Source organism: Palleronia pontilimi (assembly GCF_016412875.1).
Lineage (GTDB): Bacteria > Pseudomonadota > Alphaproteobacteria > Rhodobacterales > Rhodobacteraceae > Palleronia > Palleronia pontilimi.
Window position 1 is genome coordinate 269,274 of the sequence record NZ_JAEKPD010000001.1, and the last position, 16,862, is coordinate 286,135.

Here is a 16,862-nt window from a genome sequence, read left to right on the forward strand (position 1 = left end):
AATCTCCTGTCGTGGCGGGACCGTTTGTTGCGAAATGCGGTCCCGATCCTGCGAGCGCCTTGCGCGGCCCGCCCGTGTTCCCGACGAAGGGCACGTCCGCGCCCCTGCTTCATCTTTCCCGAAATACCTCGGGGGTCCGGGGGCTGGCCCCCGGTCCGGCGGTGCGATTACTCGGCGGCCATCGCCGTCGTGCGGCCCAGCTGTGCCAGGATCGCCTGCGCGGCCTCGCGCCCGTCGCGGATCGCCCAGACCACCAGCGACGCGCCGCGCTGGATGTCGCCGCAGGCATAGACGCCCGGCAGCGACGTCTCGTGGGTTTGGAAATCGGCCATCACCGTGCCCCAGCGTGTCACTTCCAGCCCGTCCACGCCCCAGAGCTTCGGCAGATCCTCGGGCTCGAAGCCCAGCGCCTTGATGACCAGATCGGCCTCTTCCACGTAATCGGCGCCCGAGATCACCTCGGGCATCTGGCGTCCGGTCGCATCGGGTTGGCCCAGGCGCATCTTGGACACCATCACGCCCTCGACGCTGTCACCGGTGAAGCCCTTGGGCGCGCTCAGCCACACGAACTCGACGCCCTCTTCCTCGGCGTTCTTCACCTCGCGCTGAGAGCCGGGCATGTTGTCGCGATCCCGGCGGTACAGGCACTTCACCGATTTGGCGCCCTGCCGGATCGATGTGCGCACGCAGTCCATGGCCGTGTCGCCGCCGCCGATCACGACCACGCGCTTGCCTTCCGCGTTCAGATCGCCGTTGTCGAACTCTTCCACCGCGTCGCCGAAGCTCTTGCGGTTGCTCGCGGTCAGGAAGTCGATCGCGTTCACGATCCCCTTGGCCCCCACGCCGGGCGCCTGCAGGTCGCGGGTCTTGTAGACGCCCGTCGCGATCAGCACCGCGTCATGGCCTGCGCGGATTTCTTCGAAGGTCACGTCGACGCCCACATCGGTGTTCAGCTTGAAGACCACGCCGCCCGCTTCCAGCTGGTCGATCCGCTTCATCACGATGTCCTTTTCCAGCTTGAAGCCGGGGATGCCGTAGGTCAGCAGGCCGCCCGCGCGGTCGTAGCGGTCATAGACGGTGACCTGCACGCCCTCGCGCCGCAGCATGTCGGCGCAGGCTAGTCCGCCGGGCCCCGCGCCGATGATCGCCACCCGCTCGTCGCGCTCGGCGTGGGGCGCGATGGGCTTTACCCAGCCTTCCTCGAACGCGGTGTCGGTGATGTATTTCTCGATCGAGCCGATGGTGACCGTCCCGTGGCCGGACTGCTCGATCACGCAATTGCCCTCGCACAGGCGGTCCTGGGGGCAGATCCGTCCGCAGATCTCGGGGAAGGTGTTGGTCGCCTGGCTGACCTCGTAAGCCTCTTGCAGCCGCCCTTCGGCGGTCAGGCGCAGCCAGTCGGGAATGTTGTTGTGCAGCGGGCAATGGGTCTGGCAATAGGGAACACCGCATTGCGAGCACCGCCCGGCCTGCTCGGCGGCCTTGTCGCGCGCGTATTCGCCATAGATCTCGTGGAAATCCTCGCGCCGCAGATCGGGCGGCCGCTTCTCGGGCATGTCGCGTCCGACATTGACAAACTTGAGCATTGATTGTTTTGCCATGGCACATCTCCTGTCACCCGACGCGCATACAGGGATGGAGCAGAAAATAAAAGGCATAATGGCTGACCTATTGCGAGAAAATCAGGCGCCAATCTGCCGAGTGCGACCATATGACAGCGAAATATAGGTCCGAATCGGAAATAAACTGAAAAATGCCTATGTGACCAGAAGCGTTGCATATGTCACGGAACGCGAAATAGCCCTTCATGCCAGTGTTTCACCTTCTCCTCGTCGCCATCATCCAGGGCCTGACCGAGTTCCTGCCCGTGTCGTCGTCGGGGCACCTGATCCTTTTGCCGTCCCTTACGGGCCTGGCGGACCAGGGGCTTGCCGTCGACGTGGCGGCCCATCTGGGCACGCTTGGCGCCGTCATCGCGATGTTCCGCAAGGATGTGGGACTTGCGCTCAGCGGTGTGCCCGCGCTTCTGCGCGGCAGGGTCGACAGCCAGGGCGCGTGGCTGGCGCTGTGCCTGGCCACCGCAACCGTGCCGGTGCTGGTCGCCGGATGCGTGCTGGCGCTGACCGGGCTGAGCGAGCTGGTGCGCTCGGTCGCGCTGATCGGGTGGGCCACGATCATCTTCGGCCTGCTGCTCTATTTCAGCGACCAGCGCGGTGCGACGACCCGCACCGCCGACCGCTGGAGCCTGCGAGACGCCCTTGGCATGGGACTGGCGCAGATGCTGGCCCTGATCCCCGGCACCTCACGCTCGGGCATCACCATCACCGCCGCGCGCCAGCTGGGCTACGCACGCGAAGACGCGGCCCGCCTGTCGATGCTGATGTCGGTGCCGGTGATCGCCGCATCCGGCCTTCTGCTGGGCTTCCAGGTGGCCATGGCCGGGGATTTCGGCGCCGCGCGCGACATGGCCCTGGTGGCGCTCTTTTCGTTCTTCGCGGCGTTGGCGGCGCTGAAGCTGATGTTCCGCCTGCTCCAGTCGGTCAGCTTCACGCCCTACGTGATCTACCGTCTGTTCTTGGGATCCGTGCTTCTTTGGCTGGCCTACGGCTAACGCAGGTTCCGCGCGCTTTCCGTGATCTCGGCGTATTGCCCCGACGGACGGTATTGCCACAGATAGGCGGGCAGCACCGCCTCTTTCGCGGTCGGCTCGATGCCGAGATCCTGGAACGTCATCACGCCGTCGTGCACCACGTTGTCATGCGCCAGGTTTTCCACCTGGTCACGCGTCAGCGGTCCCTTGATCAGCCCGAAGGTAAGCTTGCCGAGCAGGTCGAACGCGCTGCCCATGATCCGCGCCAGCCAGAGCGGCGCGGACAGGATCAGGCGACGGCGCCGGATCACGCCCAGCATGTCCTGCATCAGACCACGGAAGGTCTGCACGTCGGGGCCGCCCAGTTCGTAAATGCCCGGCTTCGCCCTGCCCAGCGCACCCAGCTCGGCGGCATGGGCCACGTCCGAGACCCAGACGGGCTGGAACTTCACGCTGGCATTCACCAAGGGGATGACCGGCGACAGGATCGTCATGGCGGCGAAGCGGTTGAAGAACTCGTCCTCGGTCCCGAAGACGATGGACGGACGCAGGATGACGGCCTCGGGGAAAGCCTCCAGAACCGCCTTTTCGCCCAGCGCCTTGGTGCGCGCATAGGCGCTTTTGCTGTTCGCATCCGCGCCGATGGCCGAGATCTGCACCAGCCGCGCGACACCTTCCTCCTTGGCGATGCGCGCGATCCGGGCGGCGCCCTGGTGCTGCAGCTGCTCGAAGGATTGCCGACCGGATTCGGCCAGGATGCCCACGCAGTTCACCACCGCATCCGCGGCGGCCGTGACGGTGCGCACGGATGCGTCGTCGCGGATGTTGCAGAACACGGGCTCGACCTGTCCGACCACCCCGTAAAGCCGGACCCAGTGGGCATCGTTGATGTGACGGCAGGCCACCCGCACACGCCACCCCTGGGCCGCCATGCGTTGCGCCACATAGCGTCCGACAAAGCCGGAACCGCCGAAAATCGTGACAAGCTTCGTCATCGCTGAGCCTTTCGTCGGGAAACGTCATCGGGTGTAAGACGCTAAGATAGACCGCACAAGGCGCAAATCGAAATCATTGCCCGGATTGGCGTTGACACCCCTCGGGGCCGTCGCTAAATCGCCCCCCACGACACCTGCCCAGGTGGCGGAATGGTAGACGCGCTAGCTTCAGGTGCTAGTGTCCGTATGGACGTGGAGGTTCGAGTCCTCTCCTGGGCACCAATTCCCCGAATTCACCGGCGACCCCCTACATCCGCGCGCTGTCGGGCACGTTCTTCATCTCTTCTTCGCTGTAGTCCTCCCGGCCCCAGAACACGCCGCGCGCGCCTTCGCCGGCGCGTTCCAACAGGGCGTAGAGCGCGGGAACGATCAGGATGCCAAGGAAGGTCGCCGCCGCCATGCCGCCCAGCGCCGCGGTGCCGATGGCGTTGCGCGCGGACGCGCCTGCGCCGGTGGCGATGACCAGCGGGATCATCCCGAAGACAAAGGCCAGCGCGGTCATCATCACCGCGCGGTAGCGCTGCCGCGCCCCCATTACCGCGGCCTCGGTGATCGGCATCCCCTCGCGGTGGCGCGCCGAGGAAAACTCGACGATCAGGATCGCGTTCTTCGCGGCCAGCCCCACCAGCATCACCATGCCGATCTGCGCATAGAGATTGGCGGAATAACCCAGCGCCAACAGGGTCGTCGCCGCACCCGCCATCGCGACCAGAACCGACAGCATCACCGCCAGCGGTTGCAGCCAGCTTTCGAACTGCGCGACCAGGAACAGATAGGCGAAAACGAAGGCGAAGGCGAAGGCATAGATCGTCGAGTTGCCAGCCTGCTGCTGCTGGTAGGACGCGCCCGAAAACGCGTAGGTGTAGCCGTCGGGCAGCGTCTCCTGCGCCACTTCTTCGAGCGCGGCCAGCGCATCGCCGGTGGACGCGCCCGGCGCCGGATTGCCGCTGATCGAGGCGGTGGTGAACAGGTTGTAGCGCGGCAGGATATAGGGTCCGAACTCGGTCCGCAGCTCGACCAGATCCCCCAGCGCGACTTGTCGACCCGATGCGTTCTGGACGTAGAGCCCCGTGATATCCTCGGGCTGGGAGCGGAACGGCGCGTCGGCCTGGATCCGCACCTGGTACACCCGGCCCTGGTACACGAACTGGTTGACGAACCCCGCGCCCAGCGTCTGACCCAGCGTGTTGTAGACATCCGCCACGCTCAGACCCAGCTGGGACGCGCGGTCGGCGTCCACATCGACGAAGATCCGCGGCACGCCCGCCGAGAAGGACGAGCGCACGCCACCGATCTCGGGACGCTGGTTGGCCGCCTGCACGAAGGACCGTGCCACCTGCGCGACCTCTTCGGCGGGCTGGCCCTGGGTCGCCAGCACCTCGAAGCTGATCCCGCCGACGCTGCCGGTGCCGGGGATGGCGGGCGGCGGGAAGGCGGCGATCTGCACGCCGGGAATGGTCTGGAACTGCGCGTTCAACTGGCCGAGGATCGCGAACAGGTCGCGCCGCTCGCCCCAGGGCGTCAGCGTCGCGATGGCGATGCCCACAGACGAGCGCGAGCCGCCCAGAAAGCTGAAACCCGCCACCTGGATCACCGCGTCCACCCCGTCGGTGTTCTGAATGATGTCGCCGATTTCGCGCATCGCCTCGGTCGTGCGTTCCAGCGACGCGCCATCGGGCAGCGACACGTCCACCAGGATCGCGCCCTGGTCTTCCGACGGCACCAGCTCGCCCGAAAGCGACGTGTAGGACCAGACCGCCACTGCGATGGCCCCACCCAGGGCCGCGAGCGTCACGATGCCCTTGGTGACGAAGAACTTGACCACGCGCGCATAGCCGTTGCGCGCCTTTTCCAGTCCCCAGTTGAACAGGCGGAAGAATCCGCCCGACTTGCCCTGCGGCTGCAACAGCCACCCGCACAGCGCTGGGGTCAGCGTCAGCGCGACCACCGACGACAGCACCACGGCAATGGACAGGGTCAGTCCGAACTGCCGGTAAAGCTGGCCGGACAGCCCCGGCAAAAGCGTCGTCGGCACGAACACCGCCAGCAACACGAGCGTGGTCGAGATGATCGGCCCCGTGATCTCGCCCATCGCCTGGATGACGGCCTCGCGGCCCTCCAGCCCCTCGTCTTCCATGACCCGTCGCGCGTTCTCGACCACGAGGATCGCGTCGTCCACCACCAGTCCGATGGCCAGGATCATCGCCAGAAGCGTGATCACGTTGATCGAGAAGCCGATCGCCAGCAGGAAGGCGAAGGTGCCGATGATCGACACGGGGATCGCGATCAGCGGGATGATGGTCGAGCGCACGCCCTGCAGGAACATGAACACGACCACGACGATGATCGCCGCGGTGATCAGCAAGGTCTTGATGATCTCTTCGATCGTCACGCGGACGAAATCGGTCGTGTCATAGACGATGTCGTAGCTCAGGCCGTCGGGGAACGAGCGCTCCAGATCGGCCAGCTCGGCACGGATCTGCTCCATGGTGTTCAGGCCGTTTGCACCCGGCGCCTGGTTGACCTGCACCGTCAGGCTGGGCCGGTCGCCGAGGAAGGAGGTGCTGGAATAATCCTCTGATCCCAGCTCGACCCGGGCCACGTCGCGCAGCCGCACGACGCCGCCATTCTCGCCCGCGCGGATGACAATATCTTCGAACTGCGCGACCTCGGACAGGCGTCCCTGCGACGTGACCGTATAGACCAGCGCCTGCCCGTCGACCGACGGCGCACCGCCCACCTGCCCCAAGGCGGCGGCCAGGTTCTGCCCGCGCACGGCGGCGGCGATGTCGTCCGGGCCGAGGCCCAGCGCGCTCAGCTTGCCCGGATCCGTCCAGATCCGCAGCGCGTAGTTCGACGGGCCAAGCACGGTCGCATTGCCGACGCCGTTGATCCGCTGCAGCGCGGTGGTGACATTGGTCGAGACATAGCTGGCGGCTTCGATCAGGCTGAGATCCGTGTCCTCGCCCACCGCGAAGGCGATGGCGGCCAGGAAGCTCGGCGACTGGGTGGTGACGGTCACGCCCTGGTCCACGGCCGAGGTGGGCAGCTGCGATGTGGCCAGCTGCACCCGATTGCTGACATTGACCTGCGCGATATCCGGGTCGGTGCCGATCTCGAAGGTGATCGACAGCGAATAGGTGCCCTGGTTCGACGACGAGGACGACATATACAGCATCCCGTCCACGCCGTTGATCGCGCGCTCCAGCGGGGCGCCCACGGTTTCGGCCAGCACGGTGCTGTCCGCGCCGGGATAGGCGGCCGCGACCTGCACGGTCGGCGGCGAGATGTTGGGATATTGCGTGACCGGAAGCGCGAAGATCGAAATCGTGCCCGCGATCACCAGCACCAGCGAAATCACGGCCGACAGGCGCGGCCGCTCGATGAACAGTTTCGAGATCATTGGCCCGGTGCCCCGGACGCACCCGCCCCGCCATCGCCCGCCATGCGCGGATCGACCGTCGCGCCGTCCTGCAGGGACATGGTGCCGCGCACGATCACGCGCTCGCCGCCCTCGAGCCCGCGCGTGACCGCGACATCGCCGGGGCTGTCGATGGACTGGACCTCGATCGGAACGCGGCTGACCGTGTCGTCGTCCTTCACGATCCACACGGCGCGCCCGTCGCGGCCCAGCTGAACCGCGGCCTGCGGGATCACCGGGTATTCGGGCGGATCGGATTCGACGACCGTTAGCGTCACGTTCTGGTTGGGCAGAAGCAGCCCGTCGGGGTTCGGGAACGCCACGCGCACCTGGACCGTCCCGGTGGACGGGTCGATGGAGTTGCCCACGAAGGACAGCTCGCCCGCCTCGGCATAGGTCGAGCCGTCGGGCAGAAGCAGTTTCAGATCGTAGCCGCTGATCGACAGGCCATCCGCGGCCGCCGATCTGTCGGCGTCCTGCTCCTCGACCGGAGCCACGTCCGTCCCGCCGATGCCGAGCCGCTGCCACTGGATCAGGCGATTTTCGCCCAACGCGAAGACCCCCCAGATCGGGTCGAGCTGGGTCAGATCGGCGATCGGGCCGGTGGCTGTGCTGACGAAATTGCCGCGGGTGCTGAAGGGCTGGGACATCTTGCCCGAGATCGGTGCCTTGATGGTCGTGTAATCCAGGTTCAGCTGCGCCTGCCGCACGGCCGATTCCGCTTGCAGCACGTCGCCCTGCGCCGCCTCGAAGGCCGCGGCGGCATCGTCCAGGTTGGCGGCGCTCACCGTCCCGCTGTCGCGCAGTTCCTGGGCGCGGGCCAGGCTGCGCTCGGCATTGGCCGCCTGGGCGCGGGCGCTTTCGGCCCTGGCCTGCGCGGCCTGAAGTTCGGCTTCGTACTGGGCCTGCTCGATCTGGAACAGCAGATCGCCCGATTCGACCGTCTCGCCGCCTGAGAAGGCAACCGCGTCGATGAAGCCCGGCACGCGGGTCTGCACCGACACCCGCTCGATCGGCTCGACCCGACCCAGAAAGCTGTAGCTTTCGGCCACGGCGCGCCGCTCGGCCGTCGCAAAGGTGACGGCTGGCGGTGCGCTCTGGCCACCGCCGCCCTGTCCGCCGCCACTGGCTTCGGCTTCAATCCCAAGAAGGTTGGCCAGGAAGTCCGGCACCGGCACGTCCCCAAAGACGGGCAGCTCGATGGTCGGACCGCTGGGCTGCGCGCCCTCTTGCTGGGCTGCGATCGGCGTTGCGGCCAGGACCAGGCAGATCGGAAACGACAAAAGGCGACGGTGGTGCACGGCACAATCCACTGCAAAAAAGGGAAAAAGGCGTTGCAGCCTAGGTAAGCCGCCCCGGGCCGTAGTCAAAAAGTCTTGTTACGCCACGCCACGACTGGAAAGCCCCCGAAATCGGCGGCATTTTGACGTCATGAGTCTCGAACAACGACCCCATGTCCTTCCGGACCGCGTGAAGACGGCGATCGCCGTCGGCAAGGTGCCCGTGGTCATTTCCGATCCGTCCCTGCCGGACACGCCGCTGATCTACCTGAACGATGCGTTCTCGCGGATGACCGGCTACGCGTTCGATGACGCGGTCGGGCGCAACTGCCGGTTTCTTCAACCCCCCGAGGGCGCAGGACCGGTGGTCGCCCGCGTTCGCGCGTTCCTCGAAGACGGCGAGGCCCGTCACGATCGCTTCGTGATCCCGAACCAGCGGCGGGACGGCACGCCGTTTCTGAACCTGGTCTATATTTCGAAGCTCAGGACGGGCACCGGCGCACAGCTTTTCCTGGGCTCGCAATTCGACATCACGTCGATCACGGCGCGCAGCGCGAACGCCTATGACCGGGCCCTGGCCGCCGATCTGAGGGAAATCAGCAGCTTGACCGACGCCCATGGCTGGTCGATGCTGGGATCCACTTCGACTCTGGCGTCGAGTTTCGAAACGATCGTGCAGGCAAAACTGGATGGATGATTCCGCACCCGCTGGCGCACCGCGCGAGCTGCCTGTGGTGGGCATTGGCGCGTCGGCGGGCGGGCTCGAGGCCCTGCGCGAGATGTTCTCGGCCCACGAGGACGGCGCCGACATGGCGTTCGTCGTGGTCCAGCACCTGGACCCGACCCACGAATCGCTGATGGCCCAGCTGATCGAGCGCTATACCACCATGGCCGTGTCGCAGGCCGCCGGGGGCGAGACGCTCGAGCCGAACCACGTCTACGTGATCCCGCCCGGCCACGGGCTGGCGATCGAGGACGGCGTGCTGCAGCTGACCGAATTCACCGATCCGCGCGGCATGCGGCGGCCCATCGACGATTTCCTGGAAAGCCTGGCGCACGACAAGGGCGCGCAATCGGCTTGCGTCATCCTGTCGGGCACCGGCGCCGATGGCAGCCGCGGGATGCGCGCCATCATGGAGCAGGGCGGGCTGTGCCTGGTCCAGGATCCGAAGACGGCGCGATATGACGGGATGCCGACCTCGGCCATCAAGACTGGCCTGGTGGACGTGGTGTCGATGCCGAACGCGATCATCGACCACCTGATGCGCTTTTTCGATCCCACCAACGCGGCACAGGCCGCCGACCCGGACGTCATCGAGAACGCCGACTATATCGAAGCGCTGTGCGAGCGGTTGCGCGAGACGATCGGCCACGATTTTTCCAACTACAAGCGGGCCACGCTGGTGCGGCGGATCGCCCGGCGGATGCAGGTTCTGGGCATCGAGGAGGGCCAGGATTACCTGGCCTTCACCCGCTCGAACGCCAAGGAATGCCAGCTGCTGTTCCGCGATCTGCTGATCAACGTCACGCGCTTCTTCCGCGATCCCGAGCATTTCGCAAAGCTCAACGAAAAGGTGATCGAGCCGCTTGTGGCGAATGCCGAGGATGGCGAAGAAATCCGTCTCTGGGTGGCGGGATGCTCCAGCGGCGAAGAGGCCTACACCTTCGCGATGTATTTCAGCGAGGCCATGCAGAAATACGACGTGCGCCCCTACGTCCAGATCTTCGCCACCGATATCGACGAAAAGATGCTGTCACTGGGCCGCGCCTGCACCTATCCGCTGGCGGCTTTGTCCGACATCCCCGCGTCGTTCCGCGATCGCTACACGATCTCGAACCAGGACTCCTTTTCGCTGACGCCGCAGGTGCGCGACATGGTGCGCTTCAGCCTGCATTCGCTGATCCGGGATCCGCCGTTCTCGAAGATCGACCTGATCTCGTGCCGCAACCTGCTGATCTACCTGGACGAGACGATCCAGAAGCAGGTCATGCCGCTGTTCCACTTCTCGCTGCGCACCGGCGCCTGCCTGTTCCTGGGATCATCCGAGGCGATCGGCCGGTTCGAAGACCTGTTCGACCCCATCGACCAGAGCGCGCGGATTTTCCAGCGCCGCAACGTGCTGAGCCGGTATTCGCTGCAATTGCCCAAGGGCAACGTCCGCGACACGCCCTATCGCCGCGCCGAGCCCGATCAAGCGTCCACGCAACCGCGCGAGAACCCGATCGAGATCGCCGCGCTGAAGCGCATGGCCAATCACTACGCGCCGGTGTCCCTGCTGGTCGACGAGCAGGGCAACCTGCTGCAGCGGTGGGGCAGGGTCGGACGCTTCCTGGATTTCCCCGAACGGCTCGAGCGCAACGTGCATGTGCCCACCCTTGCCAAGCCCGGCTTGCGCGAGATCGTCGGCGCGCTTCTGCGCGAGGTGCGCAAGACCGAGCGGCGCAGCATCATCCGCGATGTCGAGGTGTTGACCGAGTTCGGCAAGCTCACCTGCTCGGTCGTGGGCGAGCCGATCGAGCCGTTCGCCACGCTTCTGGTGATCCGCGAAACCGGCGCGCTGGAACCGTTCGACGGGGACGACCTGACCGAATTCGACCAGCAGGAAGGCCAGCTGAAATTCCTGGAAGACGAGCTTCAGACGGCGCGCCATCGCCTGAGCTCGACGGTCGAGGAGCTCGAGACCACGAACGAAGAGCTGAAAAGCTCGAACGAAGAAATGATGTCGATGAACGAAGAGCTTCAGTCGACCAACGAGGAGCTGACGACCGTCAACGACGAACTGAAGAGCAAGCTCGACGAGCTGACGGTGGCCAATTCGGACCTGAAGAACTTCTTCGACTCGACCGAACTGATGATTATCGTCGTCGACACCAATCTGAGACTGCGCAGCTACACCGAGGCGGCCGAACAGCTGTTCGAGCTCGACAAGTCGTCGATCGGCAAGCCGCTTGGCGCGCTGAAGACCAGCCTGCGGGAAGACGATTTCCTGCACCACGTGTCCGACGCCGCGCGAAACGGACACGCGGCCGAGTATCGCGCCCATACCGGCGCGCGCAGCTTTATCGCCCGCATCATTCCCTATCGCCGTTTCGACGGATCGGTCGATGGCGCCACGCTGATATTCACCGACGTCACCAACGCGCTTCAGCTCGAGCAGGATCTGAAGGAAGAGCAGGAGCGGCTGAGCCTGGCGCTGGAAGTCGCGGGCATCGGCATCTGGGAATACGAGCCGTCCAGCGACAAGACCACGCTTGACGTGACCGAACGCTACCTGCTGGACATTCCCGCGGGCGATCCCGGCGACCAGATGGACCCGATCCTGAGCAGGCTGTCGGACGAAGACCGGACCCGCATCAACAGCGCGCTGCGGCGCGCCATGGACGGCCAGAACGACTTCGACGAGACGTTCAAACTCCCGCTGCGGTCGGGCGGCGTACGCTGGCTGCACGGGCTGGGTCGCCGCGTGGCCGTCGGGGACAAGCGCAAGTTCATCGGCGTGACCTACGACGTGTCCAGCGAACGCGAATTGCTGGCCCAGCGCGAGTTGCTGATCCGCGAAATGCACCACCGGGTGAAGAACCTGTTCGCCGTCGTCTCGGCGCTGGTCAGCGTCTCGGCGCGGGATGTGGACGACATCGATCAGCTGGCCGCGACGCTCAGGGGTCGTATCCAGGCGCTGGACCGGTCCCATTCGCTGTCGTCCGGCTTCGACATCGTGGACGAATTCGCGCTGCGCGACGTGATCGAAGCGGCGCTGGCCCCTGCGCTGCAGGACCACGCGCTGAACATCGACGGCCCCGAGGTCGAGGTGGCGCGGGATCGCCTGACGCCGCTGGCGTTGATCCTGCACGAATGGACGACGAATTCCCTGAAATACGGGGCGCTGGCGGTGGATGGCGGCACGCTTGACGTGGGCTGGAGCGTGGACGGCGACCGCGTGGCACTCAGATGGTCCGAAACCGGTGGCATCGAAGTCCCTGGTGGCAAGGCAGGCTTCGGCACGCTTCTGATCGAAGCCACGGCCCGTCAGCTCAGCGCGGAAGTGGACGCGATCGCCACGGAAGGCGGCTACAAGCGGACGCTGACCTTCCCGGTCTCCGAGCCTCAGGCCGACGTGGGCAGACCTTCCAGCGCCTGAAGGATGCGCTCGGGCGCCGAAGGCTTGGGAATGAACGTGCAATCCGCGAACGCGTCGTTCCGGTCGCTCGGCGCGTTGTTCGCGCTGCAAAAGATCAGTCGGCATCCGGCCGCGCGCATCTCACCGGCCAGTTGCCAGATCGTCTCGCCCCGGATGTTGATATCGAGCAGCGCCACGTCGGGATGCCGTTCTTCGAACAGCTGTCGCGCTTCCTTCAACGAAATCGCAGGGCCCACCACTTCACGGCCCGAGCTTTGCACAGTGTCCGCCAGATCGTAGGCGATCAGGGCCTCGTCATCCAGAATCAGCACGCGTTCAGTCATCATTGCCTGTCATCTTGTCGCCCCGCCCCACTCGTCAGCCCTGTAACGCTGATTAGCGGAAAGTGGTTCAGCGCAACTTTGCGACAAGTCAAACAGTGGCAAAAGGATCACGCGACCTTACGTCAACTCCGCACGAAGACCGGCTGTCCGGCGGTCGATGCATCCGGGTCGAAGCCGTAACCTCCGACCGAGAAACCGCGCAGATCTTCCGCGTCGTCGATGCCCTGCTCCAGCACCCAGCGCGCCATGGCGCCGCGGGCGCGCTTGGCCATCACGGCGATCACCTTGCGCTTGCCGCCGCGGTCTTCCTCGAACCGCGGCTCGACCAGTTTCAGCCCGTCCAGCGCGTCCCGGTCCACCGCCTTGGCGTATTCCGCCGATGCCAGATTCAGGATCGTGTCGGTGCCCGCGTCGCGCGCGTCGCTTGCGATCTGGCGCGCGATCTTGTCGGCCCAGAAGCGATAGAGCGTCCCGGCCTCGTGCCCCTTCAGCTTGCGCCCCATCTCAAGACGGTAGGGATGCGTCGCGTCGGCGGGCCGCAACAGGCCGTAAAGGCCCGACAGGATGCGCAGCCTGCGATGCGCGTCGGATCGTCCGGCGTCGTCCAGGGTCGCCAATTCAAGGTGCCGATAGACGTCGCCATCAAACATCTCGCCCGCCGCCAGATCGGCGTCGCGGTCCCAAGTCGCGAAGCGCTCCACGTTCAGATCGGCAATCGCCGAGGACACTTTCATGATCTCTTCGATGTCACCGGCAGACCAGCCGCGCGCCACCGACACGAGCTCTTCCGCCTCGTCCAGGAACCGCGGTGCCGTGCGGGCGCGCCCGGCCGCGCGTGCTTCGTTCAGGTTCTTGGCGGGGGAAAGCAGGATCAACATGGGTCAAGGTCCGTGGGCAAGCTGGCGCAATATCGCGCCACGCTATCCCCCGCGCCCGCCCGGAACTCAACCCCCGCGACCGGGGGCGAAATGTCGCCCGGACTTTCAGTCGCTGTTCAGGACATCCAGGAACGCGTCGCCGAACCGGTCGATCTTCTGCGCGCTGATGCCCGGTGCGCGCGCCAGGTCGTCCAGCGTCGCGGGCCGCCGCTCGGCGATCCAGCGCAGGGTGGACGAGGTGCAGCTCATCGGCTTGCCGGTCCCGTCGCTGCCGCGCGCAAGACGTGACTGGGCGTCGTGCAGCTGGTCGAAGACGTCGGCCGCCGCGCGCCCGGCCAGCTTGCGCCGGGCGGGGTGCATGTCTTGGGCCGCGTCGCCCGTGATGACCTTCAGGAACGCGGCCCCGTATTTTTCGAGCTTCACCGCCCCGATGCCCGAGATCCGCATCATGTCGTCCAGCGATGCGGGCCGGGTCTCGGCCATCTCGATCAGGGTGCGGTCGTTGAACACGACATAGGCGGGCACCGACTGCGCCTCGGCCAGGGCACGTCGCTGCGCCTTCAGCGCCGACAGCAGCGGCGCGTCTTCTTCGGCCACCAGCGTCTTCGCGGCGGGCCGTTCGCGCCGCCGCAGCGCGTCGCGGCGCAGGTCGATCGACGCCTCGCCCCGCAGGATCGGCCGCGCCGCGTGGGTCATCCGCAGCGCGCCGTAGCGCTCGGCATCCGGGCGCACCAGGTCGGCGCCCATCATCTGCCGGAAGATCGCCTGCCACGTCCGCTTGTCCTGCGCTCGCCCCACCCCGAAGGTCGGCAGGCTGTCGTGGCCGTGCTGGCGCACCTTGTCGGTCACGCTTCCGGTCAGGATGTCGATCAGGTGGCCGGTGCCGAAACGCTCGTCCGTGCGCAGGATCGCCGACAGCGCCATGCGCACGGATTCGGTCCCGTCGAAGGTTTCGGGTGGGCGGTCGCACAGGTCGCAATTGCCGCACGGCGCGGCCTCTTCGCCAAAGTAGCCCAGAAGCTGCACGCGACGGCAACCCAGCGCCTCGGCCAGGCCCAGTAGCGCGTTCAGCCGCCCGTGATCGGCATCCTTGCGCTCGGACGGGGCTAGGCCTTCGTCGATCTGGGTGCGCCTGAGCCGGATGTCGTCGGGACCGTAAAGCGTCAGCGTCTCGGCGGGCGCCCCGTCGCGGCCCGCGCGGCCGATTTCCTGGTAGTAACCCTCGATGCTCTTGGGCAGATCGGCATGGGCGACCCAGCGGATATCGGGCTTGTCGACGCCCATCCCGAAGGCCACCGTGGCGCAGACGATCAGGCCGTCCTCGCGGGTGAAGCGCGTCTCGACCTCGCGGCGGGCGTCGGCCTCCATGCCGCCGTGATAGGCGCAGGCCGAATGGCCCGCCTGCCCCAGCGCCTGGGCCAGCCCTTCGGTCTTGGCGCGGGTGCCGCAATAGACGATGCCCGACTGTCCCTTGCGCGCCTCTGCGAAGTCCAGGATCTGGCGGCGCGGCTGGTCCTTGGCACCGAAGGCCAGGTGGATGTTCGGCCGGTCGAACCCGCCCAGGAATTGCCGCGGCTCGGCCCCCCCGAACAGCCGCGCCACGATCTCTTCGCGCGTCTCGAGGTCCGCCGTGGCGGTGAAGGCGGCCAGCGGCACGTCCAGCGCGCGGCGCAGCTCGCCGATGCGCAGGTAATCGGGTCGGAAATCGTGGCCCCACTGGGACACGCAATGCGCCTCGTCCACGGCGATCCGGGCGATCCCCGCCTCGCGCAGCGCGCGGTCCATTCCGCCCGACGCCAGGCGCTCGGGCGCCATGTAGAGCAGTTTCAGCGACCCGTCGCGCAAGCCGTCCCAGACGGCGTTGGTCTCATCCTCGAGATTGCCGGACGTCAGCGCGCCCGCCGCCACGCCCACGGCCTGCAGCGCCCGCACCTGGTCGCGCATCAGCGCGATCAGGGGCGAGATCACCAGCGTCACGCCGGGCCCCATCAGCGCGGGCAACTGGTAGCACAGCGACTTGCCCCCGCCGGTGGGCAGGATGGCCAGCACGTCCTCGCCCCCCGCGACGGCGCCGACGATTTCTTCCTGTCCCGGCCGGAAGTCGGTGAACCCGAAGACCTGCGCCAACAGCGCGCGCGCTTGCTCCATGGCCTGTGCTCTTTTCGATTACCGCTCGTTCGGCGCGCAGACTCCCACATCGGAACTCGGTGGACAAGACTGACCCGGCGCGCCGCACCGTCCCATCTTTGTTCTTCCAAATATCCCGGTGCAACGCCGCCAGGGGGCGCTGCGGCTCAGTAGAAGGCGGACGCGTTGTTGATCAGGACGATGCGCAGGGCGTAGACGCCGATCAGCGCGACAAGCGGCGCAAGATCCAGCCCCCCCATGGCCGGCAGCAACCGCCGGATCGGCCCGTAAAGCGGCTCGAGAAGGCGGTTCAGCCCGTCCCAGAGCTGCGCGACCAGCGGCTGACGCAGGTTCAGCACCTGGAAATTGATCAACCACGACATGACGATATGGGCGATCATGATGAACCACACCACGTCGAGGATCAGCATCAGGATCTGGAAAAGCGATGTCATGGCGGGCCTTCCTGCTCGGGTCTCGCCCCGATCTATGCGCCCCGCGACGCGGCGGCAAGGCTTGACCGCGCGTCCCGGCCGGGCCACCTGCCACGCGACCCATTCAGGAGCGTCCGCATGTATCCCGTCCTTCGCATGGCCAAGGAATTCGCCAAGTTCCGCAACGCCCCCCGGCTTGGCCTGTTCGACATCCACGAAAGTCGCCACGTCTGCTGGCCGCACGATATCGACCTGTGGCTTGAACTGAACAACGGCCGGACGCTCACGCTTTATGACCTGGGTCGGCTGATCTTGTTCCAGCGCACCGGCCTGGTCGAGGTCATGCGCGCGCAGAAATGGGTGGGCACCGTGGCGGGCAGCTCGGTGCGCTACCGCAAGCGGGTGCGGATGTTCGATGCGATCGACATGAAGTCGCGCATCGCGGGCTGGGACGACCGCTTCGTCTATCTTGAGCAATCCATGTGGGTGAAGGGCACCTGCACGTCGCACGGTCTGTTCCGCAACGCGGTGACCGACAAGAACGGGCTGGTTCCCATGGCGCGCGCCGCCGAAGCGCTCGGTATCACCGATCGCCCGCACATCCCCGAGTGGATCCGCCACTGGACCGAGGCCGAGGCGAAGCGCCCCTGGCCGCCCATGCAAACCACCCCCTAG

General features: G+C 66.4%; 12 protein-coding genes and 1 tRNA gene. 5 read left to right on the forward strand and 8 right to left on the reverse strand.

Annotated features, from left to right (window positions below; translation table 11 throughout):
- Nucleotides 1-167: 167 nt before the first annotated feature.
- Nucleotides 168-1,601, reverse strand: a complete 1,434-nt coding sequence (locus tag ILP92_RS01365; RefSeq protein WP_198914568.1) for an NAD(P)-dependent oxidoreductase — start codon at nt 1,599-1,601, stop codon at nt 168-170.
- A 206-nt stretch (nt 1,602-1,807) separates the two neighbouring features.
- Here ILP92_RS01365 and ILP92_RS01370 point away from each other — a divergent pair, with 206 nt between their 5' ends.
- Nucleotides 1,808-2,611 (forward strand): undecaprenyl-diphosphate phosphatase, encoded by an 804-nt coding sequence (locus ILP92_RS01370; protein WP_198914569.1) that lies wholly within the window; start codon nt 1,808-1,810, stop codon nt 2,609-2,611.
- On the opposite strand, the gene ILP92_RS01375 is transcribed toward ILP92_RS01370, so the two are convergent.
- On the reverse strand, nt 2,608-3,585 hold the full coding sequence (locus ILP92_RS01375) for a complex I NDUFA9 subunit family protein (RefSeq protein ID WP_198914570.1): 978 nt from the start codon (nt 3,583-3,585) through the stop codon (nt 2,608-2,610). The genes ILP92_RS01370 and ILP92_RS01375 overlap by 4 nt on opposite strands.
- 136 nt (nt 3,586-3,721) lie before the next feature.
- Here ILP92_RS01375 and ILP92_RS01380 point away from each other — a divergent pair.
- Nucleotides 3,722-3,807, forward strand: a tRNA-Leu gene (locus ILP92_RS01380).
- 25 nt (nt 3,808-3,832) lie between these two features.
- Here the strand turns inward: ILP92_RS01380 and ILP92_RS01385 are convergent.
- Both ILP92_RS01385 and ILP92_RS01390 read right to left on the reverse strand, forming a co-directional pair.
- Complete coding sequence (locus ILP92_RS01385; protein ID WP_198914571.1) at nt 3,833-6,988, reverse strand: efflux RND transporter permease subunit; 3,156 nt, start codon at nt 6,986-6,988, stop codon at nt 3,833-3,835.
- The gene (locus ILP92_RS01390) at nt 6,985-8,307 is read right to left on the reverse strand and encodes an efflux RND transporter periplasmic adaptor subunit (protein WP_198914572.1); all 1,323 of its coding nucleotides are present in this window, start codon (nt 8,305-8,307) and stop codon (nt 6,985-6,987) included. Before ILP92_RS01390 ends, ILP92_RS01385 begins: the two co-directional genes overlap by 4 nt.
- A 130-nt stretch (nt 8,308-8,437) precedes the next feature.
- Here ILP92_RS01390 and ILP92_RS01395 point away from each other — a divergent pair, with 130 nt between their 5' ends.
- Both ILP92_RS01395 and ILP92_RS01400 read left to right on the forward strand, forming a co-directional pair.
- On the forward strand, nt 8,438-8,983 hold the full coding sequence (locus ILP92_RS01395; protein WP_198914573.1) for a PAS domain-containing protein: 546 nt from the start codon (nt 8,438-8,440) through the stop codon (nt 8,981-8,983).
- The gene (locus ILP92_RS01400; RefSeq protein ID WP_198914574.1) at nt 8,976-12,425 is read left to right on the forward strand and encodes a chemotaxis protein CheB; all 3,450 of its coding nucleotides are present in this window, start codon (nt 8,976-8,978) and stop codon (nt 12,423-12,425) included. Before ILP92_RS01395 ends, ILP92_RS01400 begins: the two co-directional genes overlap by 8 nt.
- On the opposite strand, the gene ILP92_RS01405 is transcribed toward ILP92_RS01400, so the two are convergent.
- The 4 genes from ILP92_RS01405 to ILP92_RS01420 all read right to left on the reverse strand — a co-directional run bounded on the left by ILP92_RS01405 (nt 12,392) and on the right by ILP92_RS01420 (nt 16,208).
- Nucleotides 12,392-12,751, reverse strand: coding sequence for a response regulator (locus tag ILP92_RS01405; RefSeq protein ID WP_198914575.1), 360 nt, complete (start codon nt 12,749-12,751; stop codon nt 12,392-12,394). The genes ILP92_RS01400 and ILP92_RS01405 overlap by 34 nt on opposite strands.
- A gap of 119 nt (nt 12,752-12,870) precedes the next feature.
- Nucleotides 12,871-13,626, reverse strand: a complete 756-nt coding sequence (locus ILP92_RS01410; RefSeq protein ID WP_198914576.1) for a YaaA family protein — start codon at nt 13,624-13,626, stop codon at nt 12,871-12,873.
- 105 nt (nt 13,627-13,731) lie between these two features.
- The gene (recQ, locus tag ILP92_RS01415) at nt 13,732-15,774 is read right to left on the reverse strand and encodes a DNA helicase RecQ (protein ID WP_198914577.1); all 2,043 of its coding nucleotides are present in this window, start codon (nt 15,772-15,774) and stop codon (nt 13,732-13,734) included.
- 146 nt (nt 15,775-15,920) lie between these two features.
- Nucleotides 15,921-16,208, reverse strand: coding sequence for a YggT family protein (locus tag ILP92_RS01420; protein ID WP_198914578.1), 288 nt, complete (start codon nt 16,206-16,208; stop codon nt 15,921-15,923).
- Between the two features lie 117 nt (nt 16,209-16,325).
- On the opposite strand from ILP92_RS01420, the gene ILP92_RS01425 reads away from it, so the two are divergent.
- Nucleotides 16,326-16,862, forward strand: coding sequence for an acyl-CoA thioesterase (locus tag ILP92_RS01425; protein WP_198914579.1), 537 nt, complete (start codon nt 16,326-16,328; stop codon nt 16,860-16,862).